Source organism: Bacillus sp. NTK034, from assembly GCF_017303275.1.
Lineage (GTDB): Bacteria > Bacillota > Bacilli > Bacillales > Cytobacillaceae > Cytobacillus.
On sequence record NZ_JAFKOJ010000014.1, the window covers coordinates 27,991 to 49,973 of the forward strand.

At 34.7% G+C, this 21,983-nt stretch carries 29 protein-coding genes; 25 read left to right on the top strand and 4 right to left on the bottom strand.

Translation table 11 applies throughout. The features are described 5' to 3' along the window. Nucleotides 1-138 precede the first annotated feature (138 nt). The gene (locus JI665_RS25930) at nt 139-1,758 is read left to right on the top strand and encodes an HNH endonuclease (RefSeq protein WP_206845596.1); all 1,620 of its coding nucleotides are present in this window, start codon (nt 139-141) and stop codon (nt 1,756-1,758) included. A 73-nt stretch (nt 1,759-1,831) separates the two neighbouring features. On the opposite strand, the gene JI665_RS25935 is transcribed toward JI665_RS25930, so the two are convergent. After that, the gene (locus JI665_RS25935) at nt 1,832-2,374 is read right to left on the bottom strand and encodes a hypothetical protein (protein WP_206845598.1); all 543 of its coding nucleotides are present in this window, start codon (nt 2,372-2,374) and stop codon (nt 1,832-1,834) included. Between the two features lie 171 nt (nt 2,375-2,545). On the opposite strand from JI665_RS25935, the gene JI665_RS25940 reads away from it, so the two are divergent. The 5 genes from JI665_RS25940 (at nt 2,546) to JI665_RS25960 (ending at nt 4,593) form a co-directional block, all read left to right on the top strand. After that, nucleotides 2,546-2,779: a hypothetical protein gene (locus JI665_RS25940; protein WP_206845600.1), complete on the top strand. Its 234-nt coding sequence runs from the start codon at nt 2,546-2,548 to the stop codon at nt 2,777-2,779. Nucleotides 2,780-2,825: 46 nt separating this feature from the next. Beyond that, entirely contained in the window at nt 2,826-3,128 is a 303-nt protein-coding gene (locus JI665_RS25945) for a hypothetical protein (protein WP_206845602.1), read from the top strand. Nucleotides 3,129-3,253: 125 nt separating this feature from the next. Next, nucleotides 3,254-3,424 (top strand): hypothetical protein, encoded by a 171-nt coding sequence (locus JI665_RS25950; RefSeq protein WP_206845605.1) that lies wholly within the window; start codon nt 3,254-3,256, stop codon nt 3,422-3,424. A gap of 54 nt (nt 3,425-3,478) precedes the next feature. Next, nucleotides 3,479-3,754 (top strand): hypothetical protein, encoded by a 276-nt coding sequence (locus JI665_RS25955; RefSeq protein ID WP_206845606.1) that lies wholly within the window; start codon nt 3,479-3,481, stop codon nt 3,752-3,754. A gap of 2 nt (nt 3,755-3,756) precedes the next feature. After that, nucleotides 3,757-4,593, top strand: a complete 837-nt coding sequence (locus JI665_RS25960; RefSeq protein WP_206845607.1) for a hypothetical protein — start codon at nt 3,757-3,759, stop codon at nt 4,591-4,593. Between the two features lie 58 nt (nt 4,594-4,651). On the opposite strand, the gene JI665_RS25965 is transcribed toward JI665_RS25960, so the two are convergent. Next, on the bottom strand, nt 4,652-5,635 hold the full coding sequence (locus tag JI665_RS25965) for a hypothetical protein (RefSeq protein ID WP_206845608.1): 984 nt from the start codon (nt 5,633-5,635) through the stop codon (nt 4,652-4,654). Nucleotides 5,636-6,117: 482 nt separating this feature from the next. Between JI665_RS25965 and JI665_RS25970 the strand changes: the two genes are divergently transcribed. The 11 genes from JI665_RS25970 (at nt 6,118) to JI665_RS26020 (ending at nt 12,200) form a co-directional block, all read left to right on the top strand. After that, nucleotides 6,118-6,684 (top strand): site-specific integrase, encoded by a 567-nt coding sequence (locus JI665_RS25970; RefSeq protein ID WP_071159783.1) that lies wholly within the window; start codon nt 6,118-6,120, stop codon nt 6,682-6,684. A gap of 154 nt (nt 6,685-6,838) precedes the next feature. Next, entirely contained in the window at nt 6,839-7,522 is a 684-nt protein-coding gene (locus JI665_RS25975; protein WP_206845610.1) for a DUF4046 domain-containing protein, read from the top strand. 272 nt (nt 7,523-7,794) lie between these two features. Beyond that, a complete protein-coding gene (locus JI665_RS25980; RefSeq protein WP_160169290.1) occupies nt 7,795-7,971 on the top strand; it encodes a hypothetical protein in 177 nt (58 codons plus the stop codon). 92 nt (nt 7,972-8,063) lie between these two features. Then, complete coding sequence (locus tag JI665_RS25985; RefSeq protein ID WP_035333507.1) at nt 8,064-8,291, top strand: DNA translocase FtsK; 228 nt, start codon at nt 8,064-8,066, stop codon at nt 8,289-8,291. 823 nt (nt 8,292-9,114) lie between these two features. Continuing rightward, complete coding sequence (gene holA, locus JI665_RS25990; RefSeq protein WP_071159779.1) at nt 9,115-10,089, top strand: DNA polymerase III subunit delta; 975 nt, start codon at nt 9,115-9,117, stop codon at nt 10,087-10,089. A gap of 51 nt (nt 10,090-10,140) precedes the next feature. Then, nucleotides 10,141-10,356 carry a hypothetical protein gene (locus JI665_RS25995; RefSeq protein ID WP_035333511.1) on the top strand — a complete coding sequence of 72 codons (216 nt, stop codon included), beginning with the start codon at nt 10,141-10,143 and terminating at the stop codon, nt 10,354-10,356. A 222-nt stretch (nt 10,357-10,578) separates the two neighbouring features. Beyond that, a complete protein-coding gene (locus JI665_RS26000) occupies nt 10,579-10,857 on the top strand; it encodes a hypothetical protein (RefSeq protein ID WP_206845612.1) in 279 nt (92 codons plus the stop codon). 32 nt (nt 10,858-10,889) lie between these two features. Beyond that, complete coding sequence (locus JI665_RS26005; protein ID WP_206845614.1) at nt 10,890-11,162, top strand: sigma factor-like helix-turn-helix DNA-binding protein; 273 nt, start codon at nt 10,890-10,892, stop codon at nt 11,160-11,162. A gap of 5 nt (nt 11,163-11,167) precedes the next feature. Further along, the gene (locus JI665_RS26010) at nt 11,168-11,404 is read left to right on the top strand and encodes a hypothetical protein (protein ID WP_071159777.1); all 237 of its coding nucleotides are present in this window, start codon (nt 11,168-11,170) and stop codon (nt 11,402-11,404) included. 83 nt (nt 11,405-11,487) lie between these two features. Then, nucleotides 11,488-11,643, top strand: coding sequence for a YvrJ family protein (locus JI665_RS26015; RefSeq protein WP_081757371.1), 156 nt, complete (start codon nt 11,488-11,490; stop codon nt 11,641-11,643). A gap of 107 nt (nt 11,644-11,750) precedes the next feature. Further along, entirely contained in the window at nt 11,751-12,200 is a 450-nt protein-coding gene (locus JI665_RS26020) for a hypothetical protein (protein ID WP_206845615.1), read from the top strand. Between the two features lie 40 nt (nt 12,201-12,240). On the opposite strand, the gene JI665_RS26025 is transcribed toward JI665_RS26020, so the two are convergent. Further along, complete coding sequence (locus tag JI665_RS26025; protein ID WP_206845616.1) at nt 12,241-12,651, bottom strand: DUF5301 domain-containing protein; 411 nt, start codon at nt 12,649-12,651, stop codon at nt 12,241-12,243. Between the two features lie 579 nt (nt 12,652-13,230). Between JI665_RS26025 and JI665_RS26030 the strand changes: the two genes are divergently transcribed. From JI665_RS26030 to JI665_RS26065, 8 genes are all read left to right on the top strand, one after another. After that, nucleotides 13,231-14,607, top strand: coding sequence for a phosphoadenosine phosphosulfate reductase family protein (locus tag JI665_RS26030; protein ID WP_206845617.1), 1,377 nt, complete (start codon nt 13,231-13,233; stop codon nt 14,605-14,607). A 49-nt stretch (nt 14,608-14,656) separates the two neighbouring features. Further along, complete coding sequence (locus JI665_RS26035; protein WP_206845619.1) at nt 14,657-14,941, top strand: hypothetical protein; 285 nt, start codon at nt 14,657-14,659, stop codon at nt 14,939-14,941. A 66-nt stretch (nt 14,942-15,007) separates the two neighbouring features. Further along, nucleotides 15,008-15,700: an XF1762 family protein gene (locus JI665_RS26040; protein WP_206845621.1), complete on the top strand. Its 693-nt coding sequence runs from the start codon at nt 15,008-15,010 to the stop codon at nt 15,698-15,700. A 62-nt stretch (nt 15,701-15,762) separates the two neighbouring features. Beyond that, a complete protein-coding gene (locus tag JI665_RS26045; protein ID WP_206845623.1) occupies nt 15,763-17,826 on the top strand; it encodes an ATP-dependent helicase in 2,064 nt (687 codons plus the stop codon). Between the two features lie 146 nt (nt 17,827-17,972). Then, the gene (locus tag JI665_RS26050) at nt 17,973-18,140 is read left to right on the top strand and encodes a hypothetical protein (RefSeq protein WP_175502206.1); all 168 of its coding nucleotides are present in this window, start codon (nt 17,973-17,975) and stop codon (nt 18,138-18,140) included. Nucleotides 18,141-18,274: 134 nt separating this feature from the next. Continuing rightward, complete coding sequence (locus tag JI665_RS26055; protein ID WP_206845627.1) at nt 18,275-18,526, top strand: zinc-finger domain-containing protein; 252 nt, start codon at nt 18,275-18,277, stop codon at nt 18,524-18,526. A gap of 18 nt (nt 18,527-18,544) precedes the next feature. Further along, nucleotides 18,545-20,656, top strand: a complete 2,112-nt coding sequence (locus tag JI665_RS26060; RefSeq protein WP_206845631.1) for a type IA DNA topoisomerase — start codon at nt 18,545-18,547, stop codon at nt 20,654-20,656. 82 nt (nt 20,657-20,738) lie between these two features. Continuing rightward, nucleotides 20,739-21,086, top strand: coding sequence for a hypothetical protein (locus JI665_RS26065; protein WP_206845633.1), 348 nt, complete (start codon nt 20,739-20,741; stop codon nt 21,084-21,086). A gap of 278 nt (nt 21,087-21,364) precedes the next feature. On the opposite strand, the gene JI665_RS26070 is transcribed toward JI665_RS26065, so the two are convergent. After that, entirely contained in the window at nt 21,365-21,964 is a 600-nt protein-coding gene (locus JI665_RS26070) for a hypothetical protein (RefSeq protein WP_206845635.1), read from the bottom strand. Between the last annotated feature and the right edge of the window lie 19 nt (nt 21,965-21,983).

Sequence of the window (21,983 nt, forward strand, 5' to 3'; positions counted from 1 at the left end):
AGTAAAGAAAAAACTAAAGGGTGTTTTTAATCTCCAAAATATAATCCCATAACTCCTAATAATTGTTATAATTTAGGTAATTCGTATTACATACGATAAGGTTAACGAAACTAATTAACAGCGAATGGGGAAGGGTAAATGGCTACAAAAACTCGAAATAAAAACAAAAAAAAATCCTCTTTTAACGAATTTACTAGGGAATTGCTAATTAACGAAATTATAAACCTAGTAAATGTCTTGGAAATAAAAGAATTAGCGGGATGGGAGGATGTTCCTTTCACTAAAATATCTTCTTTAAAAGAAAATACTTCAATACTTACAGATGAACTATCAGTTTTACTTGATGAACTGGATAGTATATTTGAAAACAGAAGATTCAATGATCATTCTGAGATTGGTAATGACCAACCACATGTGGATGATCAAAAGTTAAGCAGTGTAACAATTGATAAGGAAGACCATTCTCCTGCTACTGAGCCATTTAACCATGAACCTGCCAATTTCCCATTACAGGATGCTTGGAGGTATAAAACTCCAAAGTTTGTTAGAGATTCGATAGAAGGATGGTATACATATCCCCCAGCTGATTTAGAGGAAGAAATTAGATGTTATATTAGGTACAAAACTTCTGGCAGCCTTAGAAATGAAATAGATGATTTTTTAAAAATTTTAGTAGGTCTTCAGGAAAAACAAGACGACTTCGAGGACTATGATACTTTTATCCATGAACCTGCTATTTTTCCATTACAAGATGCATGGCGCTACCAAACCCCCAAAATTGTAAGAGAATCCATTCCAGGTTGGTATACATACCCACCAATTGATTTAGAAGAAGAAATAAGTGACTATATTAGGTACAAAACTTCTGGCAGCCTTAGAGATGAGATTGATGATTTTCTAGGTACTCTTGTAGATCTGAGGTATTCAGAAAATGAAGAAGCTATTGATATTCTTGAAGTCATTGACAAGTATAAAGATGGAAGAATCAAAACCGTTGATCAAAAGGAAGCAAAAATAGATGACTCTTGGCGCAGTATGATTCCAGGAGTAGTTAAGAATACTGTAAGGAACTGGAGAAAAGAAGATATACACACTATATACGATCAAGCTAAAGCTCTGATCCCTACACATAGAAATGAAGTGATTCCTTTCATATCTGAAATGTCCCAAATAATTTTTGACCAAGATGTCAATCAAGATGAAGAGGATGAAGAAGATGTAATTGAATCCATTGATAGTGTGGCAGACAGTATCATGAGCTTAGTAGAAATGATTATTTTGCCACACCTTGAAGTTATAGATCTAATTCAAAAGAATGGGGGAAAAATCACATTTGCAAACGTTTGGAATAAACCATTCAATGAAAGTTTGAAAAATGAAGTGAAAGATAGGGATGGTTGGAAATGTGTTGTTTGCGAGTCTGAAACAGATCTCCATGTTCACCATAAGATCCCGCGTGAAAAAGGGGGAATTCACCACCCTGATAATCTAGTTACACTTTGTTCTTCCTGCCACGGAGTAATTGAAACAGCGGATATTAAGCAAGCATTTCAAAGGTGTTTAGCTAATTTTAAAAAAAATAAATATAAGCAACTAAGACCTCAGAATATAGGTATTGATAAAAAGCTGTTGCAGGAAGAGGTTGAAAATACATTAGATAATATCTTGTTTACTCTTAACCAAAAGGACGAACGTGCTTTAATGGAAGACGTTCTTGGAGTAATGCAGAAACTTGAATTCATTTTTTACAATAGATAAATCGTTTATACAACCTTAGTAAAAAGGGATAGATGAACTGAAGAATATATTTCATCTATCCCCAAATATACTATTATTTTATGATAAAACAATATTGAGTGCAGTTCTCATCACTAGTACAATAACTGAAACTTAGTGAAGTTCTATTATTCCCCATAAGCCTATTTTTAATATCTTGCAAATATTCATTTGTATCACCCAGATCAGAAGGGTCAGCTTTTACCTGAATTAAGAATTCAGCATTTTCGCTTAAAGTAAAGATTGGAAGTGTTTTAGTACTGTTTTTCGGTTTATATACTATACCGAGTTGTTCAGTAATATCATTATTGGTATTTTTATTTAAAATAACAAAAGCAGCATGTTTAGCCGGTAAGGAATCTTCAAATGAATCAAATTCTATAGTAGAATCCGCTTCCAAATATGTAAATTCATGAACTTGAATATTCTCTTTATTTCCTAATCGATTTGCTACATCCTCCATTTCTTGTTTTTCTTCCTTGTTAATAGGATGCTCCGCAATTACGATAAATTCTATGTCGGAAATATTTATTTCCTTCTGATTTAAAAGCTCTTTTAAATTTGGATTAATGGTTTTCGGTAAGTGTATGATTTCCAATATTAAGTCCCCATTTCTAATTTTTAATAGTTCTTCTTACCTGATTATAATGGTTAAATTTTAACAAATGGTATTTTTTCTCTTGATTTTGCAATAAAAACCATTTCCGCATATGATTGTTCTAATAATAAAAATGGAATATATCTACTAGTCTTTAAGGGGGAAACAATTGTGAATACTAATAAACCTGATATGAATGGGTTAGATCAATTAGATACAGCGGTTCTTTTACAGAAGATGATTGTGATAAATGGAATGATTAATTACGGTAACAAAGAGCAAAAGGAAAAAGGAAAGGTAGAATTTAAAAAGCTTGAGCCATTAATCTTAAATTCAGTTAATCTTGCAGCACTTGAACAAGCCAAGTTCGAGCTTAATATTACAAACCATGATCTTAAGCAATAATAGCTTAAGATCATTTTTACAATTTAAGCCAAATGAAGGAGAGAGTATGAATATCCCTTTTTGCTATCATCAACGAATCGAAATGTTTACAGACATTAAACGTGGCCACATTCATCTTTTAGAACTAACAGAAAATGAGCTGTCACATAATAAGTTAAAAAAATTAATACATCAAATTTCTGAATTAAACAATATAGCTCCAAGCCTTTTTAATTGGATCTACTATGGTGATGGTAAGGCTTATGGAGTTAGTACATCAATGATAAGCCACTTAGCCAGGAGCGATGAACGCTTATATTCACAATACAGAAAAAGAATGGTCTTAGCTGCACCATTTCGTATATTCTAAGATTGAAATCTTCAATTAATCTATGATAAAATATGGTAAATACATATTACTAAAAGCGGAAGAACCGCAATCAGGGATGAAACCTTGTTTGTAGTTCTTCCGTTTTTTATTAGGAGGAAAAATTTATGAACACAATTGCAAATGGACTTAAGAAAAAAAGAAAAGCTATGAATTTACTGCTTATTGAAGTTAGTAATCAATGTGGACTGCTCCCAAGTACCATTCTAAAAATTGAAATGGGTACCCACAGTAATTCATATGATATTCAGAAGCTAACTTCTTTTTACAGTAATTAAAGCCCGCTATTATCATTTTTTTTGATGATAAAAATTTAAAGGAGATATCATTTCATGGATGTTGAAACTAAATTTGATATGTGGGTTGAGGAAAGGGAAAATGAATTGTTTGAAAAAGAGAGATTTAAAGAATTAGGAAAACAGGAAGACTATATTTTTCAGACTTTGGTTTTTATGGGAAGAGCTTTTCAGCAAATGTCTATAGGATTTACAATTGCAGATACTCTGAATGAAATCCCTCAATCTATTAAGGAGGAAATGAGGGATCTAACAAGACGTTATCACGGATTACAGGAACAAATCCGCAGCCTTTCAAAGGAAGGAGGATAAACGTGAATGCTGCAGTTTTAGCAAACGGAAAAGTAATTAGTGCTTTTGAGTACCAAGAGGTAAAACATGGCCACAACATTTACTGCTTGGATAGCTCTTGCAAAGCTCCTGTGATTTTCGTTCCAGCTCAAGGCAGTGTAGCACCATACTTTAAAACAAGTGGAAAAGGGAAGTCGAAGCATACAGACATTTGTGGGCTTTCTAAAAAATTGAGTTTTGTAGAAACCATAGAAAAATGTGAGCAGTATCAAAATGATTTGCTTGCCAAGGACATGCAGCAGATTGTCATCAAGATGAATTTGAATAGAATTGATCCAGATTTTGAAGCTAAGGTCGTTGAGAGGGAACTACAGAATAAACCGCCACAGGCTATTAAAGTAAGGAATGATTCTTCCTTAACACCTAGCAGCATATCTTCACTTAAGTCTGTTGTAAAGTTAATAAAAGACCACCAACCGGATGTCCTGGCATCTATTATCATACATGTTAAAGGTAATAAAATTCCCTTATCACAGCTGATCATTACGCCGGAACGAGCCCATGAACTATTATGGGAGAATAAATCTCTTGAAAAGACACCATATTTTGTTTATGGAACAATAAGTAATTTTATTAAAAGAGAGAAGGTATACTACCTAAACTTTGAAGAAGGTAAAAATTTCAGCTTAGTAGTATTTGAGAAATATTTCCCTCATTTCACCTATACAGAGAATCAGCTGCTAGGTCATAAAGTCATGGCATACGGATTTCTAAGAAAAAATAAATACAATGATAAACAGTCTACCGAGATGATAATTAAGAGTAGTAAATATATCGAGCACCTTCCTATTGTGACCTAACACCATGAACAAAGCGATTCTCATAAAAAGAATCGCTATTTATTTTTGTTCCACCAGGTTAACCGCTTGATTTTGCATTTTTTTCGTGAAGTTCATCTACAGAAATTAGTTCAAGAATAGTACTTGCTTTTAACAATTGGAATAGCTTGAGAATATCTGTTTTAGTAATCGAGTTGTAATCATGAAATCCATGTGCAATTGAATTACGATTTAATTCTTTATTAAGTTGCTCTGGTATAAAAGAAAAAGTCTTTTGATACATTCGTAAAACAGATAAAGCGAATACCTTAATAAACTCGTCCTGTTCCTTCTCATTTTTTGCAATACTTTCAATTCTTCTATATAACTTCCTCGCTTTAGGCTTTTTATCTACAGATATATTCTCTTTAGTTAGATTACCGTCATACCAGGATGCAATAACATGTTCGAAAGCGGCAAATAATGAAAAGGCACATAGCTTATATAACCCAGATTTATAAGCACTATAGGACTCATCAATTAAGGAAGTATGTAATTTAAATATAGGTTCAGCAATTAGTTCTTTCACTATACCATCGAGATTAGCATCTACATGGTTTGATAGTTCTTTGAGTTCGATTTCTCCTTCATCAATACTATCCATAAGATCTACATCTAAGCACCAGTTAGAATTTTCTTGTTCTCTTAATAACTGGTCTAATTCCTTTAAACGTTCGGCTGCAGCTTCTTTTATACCTTCCCAATCAATATTCTTTAATGGCGCATACACTTTTTCCAATGTTTGCTGAATTCTGCTTTGAGCTTCAAAATACGGACCTAAGATACTTACTATCCTTTGCTGGGCGTCTAACATAGGTTCATATTTCTTCATTAACTCTTGTTGTGGAACTATAATAGGTTGATATAACTTTCTCATTTTTTCTTGCATCTCTATAATGGGCTCGATTTGCCTTTGAATTTTTTGTTGCAACCTTGTTGCCTCATCTATAAAAGAGGGCGGTATAAATTCTTTTAAAATATCATCATCACTATTATTTTTGTTGGAAAAATTATTTTCATCCACAGATTTCATTCCTCCTAGAATTTATTACTTAAAAGTAAAACTGATATAGCAATTCCATAGCTACAGCAATTTTCCCCTCTAATATTTTCATCATATACTCTTTCAGAAAAGATTCAACAAGTAATTACTGAATATTCTATCGTTTTTTACTCAGTAAAATTAGATGATCAAGGTATCAACCAACCAAAGATAATTTGCTTAAAACACGTTTCTCCGACAATAGTAAATATAATTTTTGTTCAATATTTTTTATTACACTCCACAAAGATAAAAATCAATACACTCCGGTAAGTCAACTTATTTAAAAATTGAATGATACACAATAGTCATTTTGTATCATTCGGTAATAAGGTCGTAACCCCTTGTGGCTGTAAGCCTAGACCGCTTATTTTACATATAGTATAATTTTTATATCGGACATATTGAAGTGCAATGTATGATTAAATGATACATATTGGATTTATAGATTGGGGGTAGGTAAATTGAATTTAGTTCAGCCGATACGGGACCTTGAAAAGATCCAAGAGGTTGCCACAATCTTGAAAAAAGGAAGTTTTCGAGATTATTTTTTGTTTGTTATGGGAACACAGACAGGTTTAAGGATTTCGGATTTGTTGAAGCTAAGAGTCCGGGATATAAGGAATAGAACTCATGTGAGTATTATTGAAAAGAAAACTAAGAAGCCAAAACGATTTTTATTATCTCCTTCTGTTCGGGTTATCATTAATGATTATATTGAAGAAATGAAAGATGACGATTATCTATTTCAATCGAGAAAAGGTTCCAACCAACCGATATTAAGGCAGAGAGCCTATGCGATCCTAAACGAAGCAGCCAAGAAAGCTGGATTAGAGGAAATTGGTACCCATACCTTAAGAAAGACCTTTGGCTATCATTTTTATCAGAGGAAAAAAGATGTTGCTATGTTACAGCAGTTATTTAATCATTCTGCTCCATCAATAACGCTTAAATATATTGGGATCACACAGGATTTGCAGGACAAAGCACTGGAAGATTTTGATATAGTCGATTGGAGTAATGTTCATTAAATTTGTAAAATCGAGGATCGCATCTGTAAAAAAGAACCGCAAGGTTCTTTTTTTTGATTAAGAAAGGTTAACAAAATCTACAAAATTCATCAAATATTCATTCAAGAATTAGAGTTACAATTTCATTAGGCCTTCCATATAAAGGAGATTCCATATGACTCATGAAAATTATATTGTTTCTATTTATCTAGAAGTACTAACAGGAAAAAGATCCAGATTCCCGATAGACACCTGGACCGGAACACCTGAAGGAAAATTAAATGCACAGCAATTACTCCGCTATCTAATTCTTGAAAAACTTTCAATGAACCGTAAAACTCTTTGTCAAACATTCAACCTCTCACTTTTGAAGGAATATAAATTAGATAGAGCGCTGCAAAAAGCGTATAAATACAATATTTTCCCTTATGTATCTGAAAGCTTCCCTGAATGGGAGTTAAATCCCTGGGAACTACAAAAAAGCCGGGTACCGGTAGGATTTTGGACAGAGGAACAGACCGCTAAAGCAACAAGATGGTTATTCACACAAAAGTTAAATTGGAGCAATGAGCAGATTGCAAATCATGTCTCAGGATCAACTTTTCATCGGAACAATTTAGGTAGGATGTTACAGCTAGTGTTTCATAACAATGCATGCGCTGCAGTCGAGCACGCTTTTCCTGAACATGACTGGACGTATTTACGGGAACGTGCTGGTTATAAACTAACGCTTGGACAAAGTAAGACAATACAATTCCTTTCCCAAACGGGAAAATACTCGCAGAGGGACCTTGCAAAGCTGTTTAACGTTTCACCAGGTTCGATCACATATGTTTTAAATGTTAAGCAATATGAATAGAAGCAATCATGCCCAGCAATAATATTTTTCATCTTGTTAAATAAATTGTAAGAGGCTATGATATTCATATATTGATTTTTACTTTTCAGCTCATACCAAGCGGTAAGAGTCAACTAACTATTAAAGCACTTTTCGAGTGTTTAAACGCCATAAAAAGCATTTGTGCCTTTTTTGTCGTTTAAGAACTGGAAAAGTGCTTTTTTGCGCTTATATTTACAAGTTATTAAACTTATATGTATAAGAAGATTTCGGAACTACTAAGGGGGATTTCAATGGACACTTTGCTTGGATTACTAATTACACCTACAACTTGGATTTTAATAGCTGCAGTTGTCATTATTTATTGCGTGTTGAAAATTATTAGAAATATTTATGCCACAGTTGTGGGCCTATTTTTTACCGGTATATGGATTTATAAAGCTTATCACTTTTTGATGGATAAATTTTAATCTTGCTATTAGTTACCTATAATTACAAACCAACATAAAAATTTAAGTCGTTTTATGAAACATCAAATAAAAAGGACAAGGAGTAGTAATAAATGAGGAGAATTACAAAATCCGTAGCAAATGAAAGGTATGTGGAAGGTCAGCAAGTTGTAATCGATGAACAAACTGCCTCCATTTCTTTATTACAAAGGAGATTAAGAATAGGATTCATTTCTGCAGTTATGATTATGGACCGCATGGAAGAAGAAGGTGTTGTTGGCCCCTATAATGGTCCACTACCCAGAGAAGTATTAGTTAAGAAACATAGGAGTGATAACTAGGTTGTCCTATTTAAAATGCCCACAGTGCCGAAATGTCCGTATGTTTAAGGATGGTAGGTGTTTGATTTGCAACTACATAACAAATGAGCGAAGGGCTATTGAAGCTATATATCCCAATAAGAAACATTCTTCTGAAACTGGAGCTCTTCAGCTTAAAACAAAACCTTACAATACTACGATAAACAATAGCAATCTAATAACTACAGCCTCGGTTATAATGGATACATGTTCTGGCTCAAATACGGGTTCTGATTCTAATTCTGGAGATTATTGACCAGATTCTCCATTTATGGTGTCGCATAGAAATTAAGCTAAACTCCGGTTAATACTATAACAAATTCTAAAATGGTTAGCCAGCTAGTTATCAAGGCAGACCGATATATTTATATATCCTCTGCTTTTTCTATTTAAATCGGGGCAAATTTGGTCAAGAGTATTTTATTCAAACTTTTTGTTTTTATTCTTCCAATAGTTTCACAATTTACTTATAATTAACATATACCAATCTTGTAACTTTATGTTAAACCCATGCGGGATTAACAATTTAAATTACTAAGCACTTTATTCAAAGTGATTAAATCTACTATTTTAGTAGCAATGGATTTAATCATTTTGAGTAGGGCGCTTTTTTTTATGGCCAAAAATTTTTAAGGAGAGTGGAAGTCTTGCTACGGATTCTATTTTATTCCTACTGGGCTTATACCGGTTTACAAGTTGCTGTTTATTCAATGTTGGGTGACTTAGGGAGCATGGCAGCAAACAGCATTGGAATGTTGCTATTTGCCCTATTAATTCAAAAATTGAAGAGGAAGGAGCAGGCAAAATGAAAAACGTACATGTTTTATTTGGTCCTGAGAGATATTTTTTGGAAAAGAAGAAACAAGAAATAATTAACAATACTATTCCACCGGAAGAAAGAGATTTAAGTGTAACTATTCATGACGCTAGAGAGACCTCTATTCAAGAAGCGTTAGATGATTGTCAAACCATTTCTTTCTTAGGTGGAAATAGGGTCGTAATTGTCAAAGATGCATATTTTCTCACAACTGAAAAAGCTCGCGAGAAAGTGGATCACAACTTGGATTCTCTCCTTTCCTATATGGAGAAACCAAGTGGAGATGCCGTGTTAGTAATTATGGTTCCTTATGAAAAATTGGATAACCGAAAAAAGGTTGTTAAAAATCTAAAGAAGTTGGCAGCTGTCTATGAGGCGAAATCGTTAAAAGGCGGCCAACTCTTTGATTGGGTGTATAAAAGAACCAGGGAACAAGGAGTCTCAATGAGCACAGAAGGAATAAATCTTCTTATCTCCTATATAGGTTCCAACCTGTATCAATTAGAAAATGAAATTATAAAGATGGCCTTACATATAGGTCCAAGTAATGAGCTAGAAGTGCAGCATATCGAAAACCTCGTTTCACGCACATTGGAGCAAGACATTTTTAAATTGATCAATGCCATTGTTTCAAAAAGGGCAGAAGAAGCATTCCTCTTACTTGAAGACATGTTCAGACAAGGAGAGGACTCTATAAAGATTATTAATCTAATCGCTCGCCAATTCCGCATTCTTTTTCAGCTACAGGAATTGAAAAAAGAGGGACTTAGTAATGGTCAAATCGCTTCCAAAATAAAGCTTCCACCTTTTTTGGTCAATATGAATATGAATTTATCTGGCCAATACGAAGGTAAAGAGCTGCTTGGAATTTTATCACAGCTTACTGAGCTAGATTACCAAATGAAAACGGGTCAGGTAAGCAAGGAACTTGCATTAGAATCCTTTATTGCAAAAATCGCATAAACCATACTTTGCATTCAATAATTATTGCCCATTTTTTAAGGAGGAATTTAAATGAAATACACTTACGAAGTTGAAATGAGTCCTTTAAGACATAGGATTATAGAGGAACAACAGAAAAAACAAGCACTAGCACTGGAGATTAAAAGGAGAAATCAAAAATCAAGACGTATAAAAAGGATGATTGGCAACTTGATTGTTGGGACCTTAGTTTCTGCAGTAATGGTAGGAGTGGTTTTATTAGGATCATTTTTAGATAGTGGATTATAAATCAAAGCCTCCCTTAGATAGGGGGGCTTTTTATCTACCCGAAATGAAAAAATGTCCTGATCTGAGTACCTAATCAAATATTAGTAATAGTTTTCGTATAGGTAAATTCCCCCTAATAATTACAAGTATTTCTAAAAATATGCTAGAATATAGGAACAAATGTTCTATTTTGGTTGTTTTTTTTCTTGAACTTGCTCTTTATTTAATAGGGGGTGTGTCTTAGTGGAAAAATACAGTAGTTTGAGCGAGTTTAAGAAAAAGAATACCGAATTTTTATCACAACCTATTGTACAAAGTTTTTTCGATGATTCTAGGAACCTTTCTCTCTTAGAATTATCTGTAGTTGACGGGGATATAGAGGCTCAAAATCAGCTGGATAGACGGTTTGTAGAGCACTTTTTTTTATGCCGTTTAATAAAATATATTTCTACTCTTTCATTTCGTTTTTCTATTGATTTTAATAAGCGCAGAAGGAAACAGAGGAAAATTTCCCGCTTCTAGTAGACCAACCAAATAATGAGAGTAATTCAACTATGTTGGATTATTTATCAGTCACACAAGAACAGCTTACTATTGTAAATGAAGGAGAATCTTCAAACATATTTGAATTAGTCGTAGATGAAGCCTTATATAAAATTCTTATGAAACTTGGTAAAAAAGAAAAAGAAGTAATCCAGCTTATTCTCGGGGATCAATTGAAACAGATTGAGATAGCAAGAATACTCAACGAAAGTCCTCAAAACATAGCAAAAACAAAGAAAAAAGCTTTAATGAAAATAAGGAAGCAATATGAAAAAAGGGGATAATTTAAGTGGAAAAATATATAGATAAAAAGGAGATACTAACCAAAGCACTTTTGATTATGAATCCAAAGATTAAGAAATCACTATTAAGTGCTGACTTAAATGATCGAGATGATTTGGAACAAGAAATTAAATTGAAAATTGTAGAAGCGGTTCTTGGCGGTAAAATAGACTTTCCTCCAACATTTACTGATTACTATGAGGTATTCACCAATAAAGCCATTCAGCAAGCTAACAACAGTTAGCTTGCTTTTTATATTTAGATAGCACTTAAAGGTTGATTTATACCTACGTTCCAACTCTTTATAGCTAAAGGGGGTGTTTGATAATGGAAATAAATTTTCCTCAAATTGTGGGAATTCTGGCTAATTTCGGATTCCCTGTTATGGTTGCCATTTATCTTTTAATTAGGTTCGAAAAGAGAATCGAGGGATTAACAGAGGCAATTTCCCAGCTGCAGCAATTTATGAAATCTAAATTATAATTTTTTAAAAAGGGTTGATTTTTTCTTTTGAATTTCTCTTTATATAGTAACAAGTTAATAACCGCGCGGGAAATTACTTGTACTAAAATTGTGGAGGTAAATATATTATGGCTATAACTGGTGGAAGTGAATATGCAGCTAAAATTACAGTTAGCTTGAGTCAAATAAGAAACATGCAACGAGCACAACAAGATATCTGGACTGAAGGTTTCAAAAATAATAATTATAGCAAGTTACAATCCCTATTAGGTACAACAGCCACTGTGTTAGGGCTAGTATTTGTGGCAAGTACTCCTGCAGGAATTGTAGCAGGTGTAACTGGACTAGTAGTGGGTTTAGCTCCAAGTGCTAAAAATACGCTCAAAAACTTGGTTTACAATGGATATTGGGAAATGGGTTACTTGGAAAGATTTATGGAGGATAATCCAAAATACGATTTAATGGAAGTTGAACTTCCATTTATAGAATATACAGTAGACGGTAAACGAATTCGATTTGTGACAGGTAGAGGAGTAATCAAACGAGTTCACTCCGGTAGTGGCTGGATTACCTTATAATCAAAAAAAAGAATGTTCGGAATAATAACCGAACATTCTTTTATTTAAATAAGTTTTGCATTTCCAACTTATTGTCATTGATTACTTTAAATTGGCTACTTTCCCTTGATTCAAAACTATAAATATTTATAAAATTATTATCATAAAAAGTTAATCCATACGTTTGCTTATTATTTTCAAATAGGGATATCCAATAAGATTCGTTGAAATCTTTATCTGATTGTTCATCTTTTCTTAATTCTATCTTAGAAAAGTCATCCATAATTTTTTCTATTTCATTTTTATCAGTCAGAATTATTTCTTTACTGTTTTTTTTGATCTCAATTGAAGTTATCTCTTCTACATTAAATATAACAATTTCTTCAAATGATGAACTTTTTAAAGTATAAAAATAAATGAATCCGAAAATCCCCAAAACTATTACCAGGGAAAAAATTATGGTTTTTTTCAAGGTTATCCCCCTTTTTTAAATACTTCATTACGTAAAGAATATTACTATGTCTTCATCCAACTATTGTAAGATTTTAATTAAGTGAATGTTTTAATAATATTCATTTTACCATAAATATCAAATACAAATATATTCTTTAGTTCCAAGGTATTAAGAATCTAAAGGTTTCCTGAACAATTCCTTGGCGTATGTTTTTCGCTTTTTGCTGGTAGTACCCCATACAAAATTTCAATTGGGCAAATCCTCTTTCATAAATGTTATCCCTCTTCTTCATGACTGCTCTCCCATGAGTACTAATAATTTGATTTTTTATCATAAGTCTATCCACAGAGAGCGGGATTTGGCCATTTCCATTCCTTTACTTGCCAATCTATATATAGTAAGCTTGAAATATATTACTTTTTTGTATTAACTTTACCCAAGCGGGGAAAGTATTTTATTTTTTTACACCCGTTGTAGGTTTGATTACTCAAATACGCATATCGTTTATTAGCAATAGCCCATTAGGGAAGTGTTTCTTAAAACATGACCTTAATGGGTTTTTTTATTTGTGCAAATACTTTTTTAGGAGGAAGTAGAATGTCAAAAACGTATGATGATGTATTAATGGATTGGATGTTTTATCGAGAGGATAAGCTGCAGCTCTTTACGGATATTAAGAACCATATGAAAGCAGTATACTTATCCGACAATAAACCAATGATTCTAGCGGTGTCGTTTGGAAAAGATTCATCCATGGTATTGACACTTTTTCTGGAAATGCTGAATAGCCTTACCCCAGCTGAAAGACAAAAAAAGGTGTATGTGATTTCTGCAGATACATTAGTCGAGACAGAATCAATGGCTTCGTATGTAAGAAAAAATCTTGAAGCAGTCGGAAGGATTGGCAAAGAATTAGGGATTGAAATTTTGCTCAGTGCTCCAAATCCAAAGGAAAAGTTTTTTTACAACGTAATTGGCAAAGGGCTACCTGCACCAAATGGCAAGTCCCGATTTCGATGGTGCAGTGGAAAGCTCAAGCTATCCCCGATGAATAGAACCATCGAATATATTCTTAAGCAATGTCCAGTTGATTTTGATGTTGTGGATTTTGATGCTACGCTCCTCATCGGCACAAGGTTGGACGAGTCAGTGGCCAGAGCAAATAGTATACGTAAGTTTGAGGTAAGTGATTATTTCTCCAAACACCATACCTATGAGAAATTACGAGTGTATACGCCTATAAAAACGATTACCACGTTTGATCTGTGGATATATCTTGAGAACTTTGTACAGGTGTTTCCATGGGGTGAACTTGTTTCGGAACTGAGAGCTATGTATGAGGATGGTAAGGAATGTCCGATTGTTCGTTCTGTTAATGACAAAGCCTGTGGCTCCAATTCCTCTAGAAATGGGTGTTGGGTCTGTCTAATGTCTGGACGCCGCGATGGCATGCTTGAGACATTAATAGAAAAGGGACATAAGGATGCTCCCTATTTAGCAGAATGGAAGGCATTCCTCTTTGATGTAGCAAATGATGTAAGGTACCGGGAGCCGCTTAGAAGGAAGGAATATAGATCCCATCTAAGTGGTGTAGATCAGGGGGAATACACTCCTATAACGATATTCGAAGAGTTGGATCCTTCTTCACACTATTATCATACATTCCAAAGGGCCAAAAAAGGCAATGAGAATGGAGAATTCCGTCCTGGCGGCTTTACTATTACATTACGTAAAATCCTTTTAGAGAAGCTCTTATACACCCAGGAAAAGGTAGGCTATACTCTCATCGAGGAAGAGGAAATCACTTCTATTCTTGAGGCCTGGAATGAGGATGGGTTTGAATTCTCCAGAAAAGAGCTCCAACCGGTCAATCATCAATATGATGGATCTATCGTATTTCATCCGGATTGGACCCTTAATACTAAAGAAAACTACAAATCCAAATCCCATTTTCTATGTGGAGTACAAGTTTAAATTTGGTTTTGACGATATGATTGCTTATATCAAAGAAAGGCAACAATTCATGAAGGATCAAATTTTTTGCTACTTTGATCATGATGATTTGGTGGATGACGGTATAGTTTGGAATAAAGCGGTCTTTGTAGTGGCCCGGGAAGATATTCAAACACAAAAAGAGGCGGATGAATATGTAGCTCGCTGGCTTTACATTGATGGTGCAGAAGCACTAGGAGCAGACGGAAAGCCGTTCAATAAGATGGTCGGGAAATCAAAAGATGCTGCTATTCATCACTTGCTGATCGACACCCTTTATGAAGGACTTAAATTAAAAAAAGAAATGGCCAGCTAAGGGCAAAGACTGAGGGAGAGAATTTATATTCTCTCTCTTTATTATTTTTCAGGAGGAATCGTAAGAATGAATTGGTATTGGATTTTTTATAAGGTAAAGACGAATCGATATGTCATAGTATCCGATGAAGATTGCAAAAGAGGGGAAATGTGGGATCTCTTACAAGACGGATACGATATTGTGTGGGATAGCGCCATAAATAAAGAAATGGCTAAAACACATGTTAAAGAACAAATTGATGCATACTTGGATGCTTATCAAAAAGATTATCCATTGGTGCGGCTCCCATTAGAGGATCCTCAGCCGCTCACACTCGAAAATATACCAATCAGCTTTAAAGAAGCAAAGAACTTTATTGATCAACATCACAGGCATTGTGTGGCCCCTCACGGACATAAGTTCTCGGTTGGTCTATGGGATACAGACGTACTAGTTGGTGTTGCGATAGCTGGCTTACCAATAGCCAGGCACAACAACGATGGATTCACCCTTGAAATCACCCGCTGCTGTTTAAAAAGCAGTATATATAAGAACGGAGTATCAAGGTTGATCAGTTCAATCTATCAAGCTGGAAAAGCCATGGGGTACCGGAGGATTGTCACCTATACACTTGATGAGGAATCTGGAGTATCCCTAAGAGCTTGTGGATTTAAACTGGAAGGCCTTAGCAAGGGTGGTTCATGGAATAGTGCAGCCCGCCCTAGAATTGATAAAGGGCCCACGGGACCAAAGAAAAAATGGGTGAAACAGATTAGTTAATATGTAATGTCATTCAAAAATAAAGCTTAACCCATGAACACCATTTAAGGGAGGAACACGAGATGTTCATTAAAGAAAAGCAAGGATTTAAATATCCATTTCAAACTACTAAAAACGGCATTCCTTTAGCTGACCTGGCAGATAATCAGACCACTATAAGTTTAGTTGCTGAGGATGAAAAAGATAGTTTCTTCTTTCGTTCTTTGGAGAAGCAAGGAATCTATTTAAATAACTCACAGCTTCAAGCAGTTAGAACTACCGATGGCCCTGTGTTAATTATTGCGGGAGCCGGCAGCGGCAAGACAAGAGTCTTAACATGTCGGACAGCCTATCTTCTGACCTTTAAAGACGATTTAAAGCCAGAAGAGGTCCTCCTGGTGAGTTTTACAAGAAAGGCAGCCACTGAAATGCTAGAGAGAATTAAACTTTTGCCAGGACTTAGCACCTCCATTGCAAATCGTATAGTTTCAGGAACCTTCCACTCCATTTTCTTGAGATTGTTGAGATCCCATAACTACAGGGCCGATATACTTTCAAATTCCAAATACCAGGAAATCCTTATGACTCAAATACTAAGGGATTTATCGCTGGTTGATAGTTATGAGCCGGAAAGTTTGCTGAGCTTAATTTCACATTATAAGTCACAAATGATCTTGCCCAGGCACCTAGAAGTAACAACACCAATAGAAAAAGAGATACAGCGTATATACATGGCTTATGAGCAGTTGAAGGAAAAGAAAAACTTAATGGACTTTGATGATATTCTTTTAGAGACCTATTACTTATTAAAATACAATCACGAGGTAAGAGAACAACTGCAAAACCGCTTTAAATACATTTGCATTGATGAATACCAAGATACGAATTTAGTACAACACGAGATTATGAGGCTATTATTAAATAAATCTCAAAATCTACTTGCAGTTGGGGATGAAGATCAATCCATCTATAATTTTCGATCCAGTTCTCCTGAATTCATTTTAAACTTGAAAAAAGAATTTCCGAACCTAACCCAAATAACGCTTGATACAAACTATCGTTCTACTAACGCGATTGTAGGGCTGGGTAATGATCTCATTAAACATAATACCAAAAGAATTGGGAAAGTATTAAAGGCTACTAAGGAGGCTGAAACAACCCCCATATACCTGAGACCGAAAGATTCTGATCATGAAGCAAAATTAATTGTCGATAATATTGTAGCTGATACCCAAAATGGCAACCGACGATTCAAAGACTACACAATTCTCTATAGAATTCACAGTCTGGGACGGGCAATATGGGATGAATTAGTGCAGCGTGAGGTACCTTTTGTTGCACATGGAGTAAAACAAGTATTTTACCAGAATCATATTGTAAAACCCGTGTTAGATCATTTAAGACTATCATTAGACCCAAATAACTTAGACGCAATCTCTGGGATAGCACCTTCTATGTATTTAAGTCGTGAGAAAGTGAGTCAACATATTACATCGAACTCTATGGAACAAAAGACGGCAAATAACCTTTTACTTCTCCTAAGGTTTCCCGGGTTAAAACCTTACCACCAAGGAGAAATATTAAATCGTGTGGAGCATATTCGCAACTTAAAAAATATGGCACCCAAAGAAGCCATTAAGTTCATACGGAAGGGGCCCGTTAAATACGATGAGTTCCTGAACATGGATGACCGAAAGACAATCACTCTTCATAAAGAATTTTTAATTGAGACTTTAGATGAATTAGAGTCAGCTTCTGAAAAATTTACTCGAGTAGAGGATTTCATCCATTTCATTGATACCATTATTGAAAAGCATAGAGATATGGAGGATCTGAAGAAAAATCCAAATGCAGATGCAGTTCAATTAATGACGTTACACTCTGCTAAAGGATTAGAATTCCCTTGTGTGTTCATTATTGGGTTTTGTGAAGGAATCATGCCTCACAAAGCTATTGAAAATGCTGAAGATCAAAAGGACCGGGTAAACGCCAATACTTATGCTGAAGCACTTGAAGAAGAAAGGCGCTTAGCCTATGTGGGTGTTACACGAGCTGAAGAAGAACTTTTTATTTCTTCTCCCAAAAAGTATAGAGGTAAAAATGTGGAAATAAGTAGGTTTTTAAAGGAAAGTTTCCAAGAAAAATAAGAAGTAAAAGCGGGTACATTAGGGGGGCCGCTTTTACTTATGAGAAACGAAAAAATGCTCAATACACTTTATTTCTCCGCTTATTTCCTTTAAAATAAGAAGAAAGGTAATAATTGGAGTTATATTTTTTTAAAAGGGCTGATAAAATGTCGATTGAAAAAGCCATTGGCAGTGCGAAGGCATCTTTAGCCATATCAGGATTATTTTTAACTCCAGCAGAGGAAATGTTAATAAAGGAAAGTTTGGAAGGTAAAATAACTGAAGAAGAGTTCCACCAAAGAGTTCTCGGATTGTTGCACAATCCAGATAATTAGATATCTAAGTTTTTGATTAAACATCAAAAGTGTTTTATATTATTTCTGTCAAATATAATTTAATAATTTCAAGTGAAGAGAAGCACTCTCCTACAACCATGGGGAGTGCTTTTTGTTTTAAGGAGGGAAAATGGATGAATCTTTTACAACATGCAGGTGAACCTTTTGTACTTCAAAACCTAGAAACCTATTCACAAAAAGAACTGATACTGCTTGCTGGCAAAATATTAGACAAAGAATGCAGAGGCTGTTTTGTCATGAAGCAAATGAAAGCGGAGAAGAAAGGGGACGAGGAAAGGTCCAGGTATTGTCTTAAACAATGTCAAATTTGTATGGAAATGCAAAAGATAGGAGCACTGCTATCCAAGCCGCAACCTAAGAAATAACGATTAAGGGAGTTACTTATGACCACTACTTTATTTATTTGCGAAAAGCCCGACATGGCCAGAAATATTGCGGCTGCATTATCTCAACAGACTACTGAAAAGAAGGGATATATCGAAGGGGATAACGGACACATTTATACATATGCTATCGGACACTTATTGAGTCTGGCCCCGCCTGAATTCTACAATCCTGAACTAAAGAAATGGGCAATTGAAACCTTACCTATTATTCCGGAACAATTTAAGCTTTTGCCTATCCCGGGAAAAGAAGGACAATTGAAAATAATCGACTCACTTATTAAAAAGGCAGACATTGTAGTCAACTCTTGTGATAGTGCAAGAGAAGGAGAAGTAATAGCCAATTATATATTTATCCACTTGGGCATGAAAAACAAACCAATAAAACGATTATGGACATCATCCTTAACAGAAGATGCAATCCGACGCTCCTATCAATCCATGAAAGACGGGGAGGAATATAAAGGTTTATTCTTCAGCGGATATGCCAGGGCACAAGCCGATTGGCTAATTGGTATGAACGCTTCCAGGATCTATACATTAAAAAGCAATGGTGAAAAATTTACAATTGGAAGGGTTCAAACACCTACACTGGCCATGATTTATGATCGGTGTGAGGAGCATTTCAATTTTAGTAAAATTAAATATTTCCCCGTAAAAGTATTATTCAGACAGAATGATGAGGAGTACGTAAGTTACTGGGAAGGGGAAAAAATCAAAGATAAAGTGCAGGCAGAAAAAATAGCAGCAAAAGTAAAAAACAAACCAGGTGTTGTTAAGGATTTCGAGAAAAAGAGTGAAAAGAAATATGCTCCACCATTGTTTAGCCTTTCATTACTTACAAAAGAAGCTAATAAAAAATATCCTCTAGGTGCCAAGGAAATCCTAGCAATAGCTCAATCACTTTATGAAAAGCATAAATGTATTACTTATCCACGAACATCCAGCTCGTATGTTACAAAGGACGATATTCCGGTCATGCACCAAAGTTTAAAAGCATTAGAAAATTCTCCTTTTGAAAATGAAGCTAAGGGAGCCGATCCGACCCTGGTTCATACAGGAAATAAAAGAGTGTGCAATGAAAAAGGCGTGACAGATCACCATGCCATATTACCAACACATAAAATTCCTAACAACCTAAGTCAAAATGAACAGCTGATATACAACATGATTGTTAAAAGATTTCTTTCACAATTTTATCCTCCTGCCCTTTACGATAAATATGCCATACTCACAGAAGTTGAGGGAGAAATTTTTAAAACCACGGTATCGCATTTATTGTCGGCCGGTTGGAAGGCTCTTTTCCTAGAAGAAAAGGAAGAACAGAACATAGATGAGACGATTCTAAAACCTATACAAATAACAAAAGAAGAGCCGGTATTATGTATTGATTCCGAAGTACTCGAAAAAGAAACATCTCCGCCACCTTTATTTACAGACGGAACATTGGTAGATTCGATGAAAAAAGCTGGCAAGAAAGTTGAAAACGATGAATTAAAAGAAGTACTAAATGCGTTTGAAGGTGTAGGAACTGAGGCAACAAGGGCCGATATTATAAAGAAATTAATAGATACCGAGTATATTTCGTATAAAGGGAAGTCATTGCTAATTACCGACAAAGGGAAATTTATTATAGAAACAATTAGGGAGACTGATATTAAATCTCTAACTTCAGTGGAATACACAGCTGAATGGGAAAAACGTCTAAATCTTATTGCTAATAATCAATACTCCCCACAAGAGTTTATGCTGAACGTTAAGAAATTTACAAAAGCCATCATAAACGAAGCGAGTAAAATGGAATCATTATATAGAAAGGAAATTCAAGTTCTCGGTGACTGTCCTGTTTGCGGGGGAGGAAAAATAGTCTCAGGAAAAAAATCTTATGGGTGTTCAAATTGGAAAGAAGAAGGGTGCGAATTTAAAATCTGGAAGAAGAGTTTTAATAAAACTATCTCGGAAAAACAAGCACTCTTACTCCTGACTAAAAGAGAAACCGGGGTATTGTCCTTTACAAGTAAAGAAAAAGGTACTAAATTTAGCGCAAAATTAATCTTGGATGAAAACAATCAGGTGAAACTAAAGTTTGCTAATGAAAGCAAAGGAAAATAATCACAACCCAGTATGGAACCATATGGAATTTGTACTAAATATTTCAATATGGGAAAATAAAAAAAAGCAGGAGGTTTGAGCTATGAACTTAGATAAATATCCAAAAACAAAAGAGCTTATTATAGATGTTAATCTTGAAGATCAAGTTGACCGCATTAAATGGCTGCAACTTTCCAAGGAAGAAGCTGCAGTAAGTCTTGCAAAGACTTATCTTGTAGCATTATTAAGTATTAACAGCAATCCATTTTCTCAGAAGAAGGCATCATCTTTGGCGGATCAACTATATTTCTCAGTGGGGTATAAATTACATGGATTTGCAAAAGCACAGGGGAATGATGAATTAAACTATGATTCTGATGATGTGGCTAAATTGTATAAACACATTTCCTTTAGTGGAGTCAAATATAGACAGCAACAATTAAAATCTTAATAATCATGTATTAATTAAACAATTGGAAGGGAATAAGAAATGGCTAACAAAGAAAATACATTACAAAGCCAATTTAGCAAAGAAAACATTATGTCATTAAAGAGCCACATCAGCCGCTCGATTAATGAATACTCGACTTATATTGTGCAATAAAAAAAGTAATAGAATTATCCTTATCTATTACTATAGTTAATAGCTAATCAAAAAATTTCGTTAGAACTCTAACTGACACATTAGGGTTCTTATCTTGAAATCCACGCATAACGCACATTGGTGCTTCAGCGACTAAATAGGAGGTGTATATCTCTCTTGGATGGGTGGGTATAACCACAACGATGAAGCCATGCGTGAAAGAGTGAGCCGGTAAGGTTTAAATTAGATATAACTAAATTATCAATGGCAATCGGGTTTATCTTGACTGACAGTGAAACACCTTTTATATTATCGCTCGTCCTTGCAAAGGCAACGACCATCGGTCGTGCTTCAATTGGACTGTAACAAATAAAAGTTTTCACTTTACCAAAACCATTTTCTCGAAAACGGAAAGTCAAAACGTCTATTGCATAATTCAAAGCGTCAGCACCACTTGTAAAGGGAATACCTCTAAACCACATTGGTGTTAATTTTCTTTCTGCGTATTTATTTGTGCAGGAAGCAAGTTGGGATATTCCAGTTGCAGCTTTTTGCACATAGTGTTGCTGCCAAAAACCAATGATAGTAACAATTAGATTTCGAATTCTAGTTTTTTGACTAGTTGAAAATCGATTATCCACGCAAAAGAACAATTGAGATGGAAGATCTGGAACCCCTGGTGGTTGCGGCAAGGGAACCGTTATTTGTTCGTATGTGGGACAATCTCTTTTATCACCCATAAACATAAAAGCCACTCCATTAATA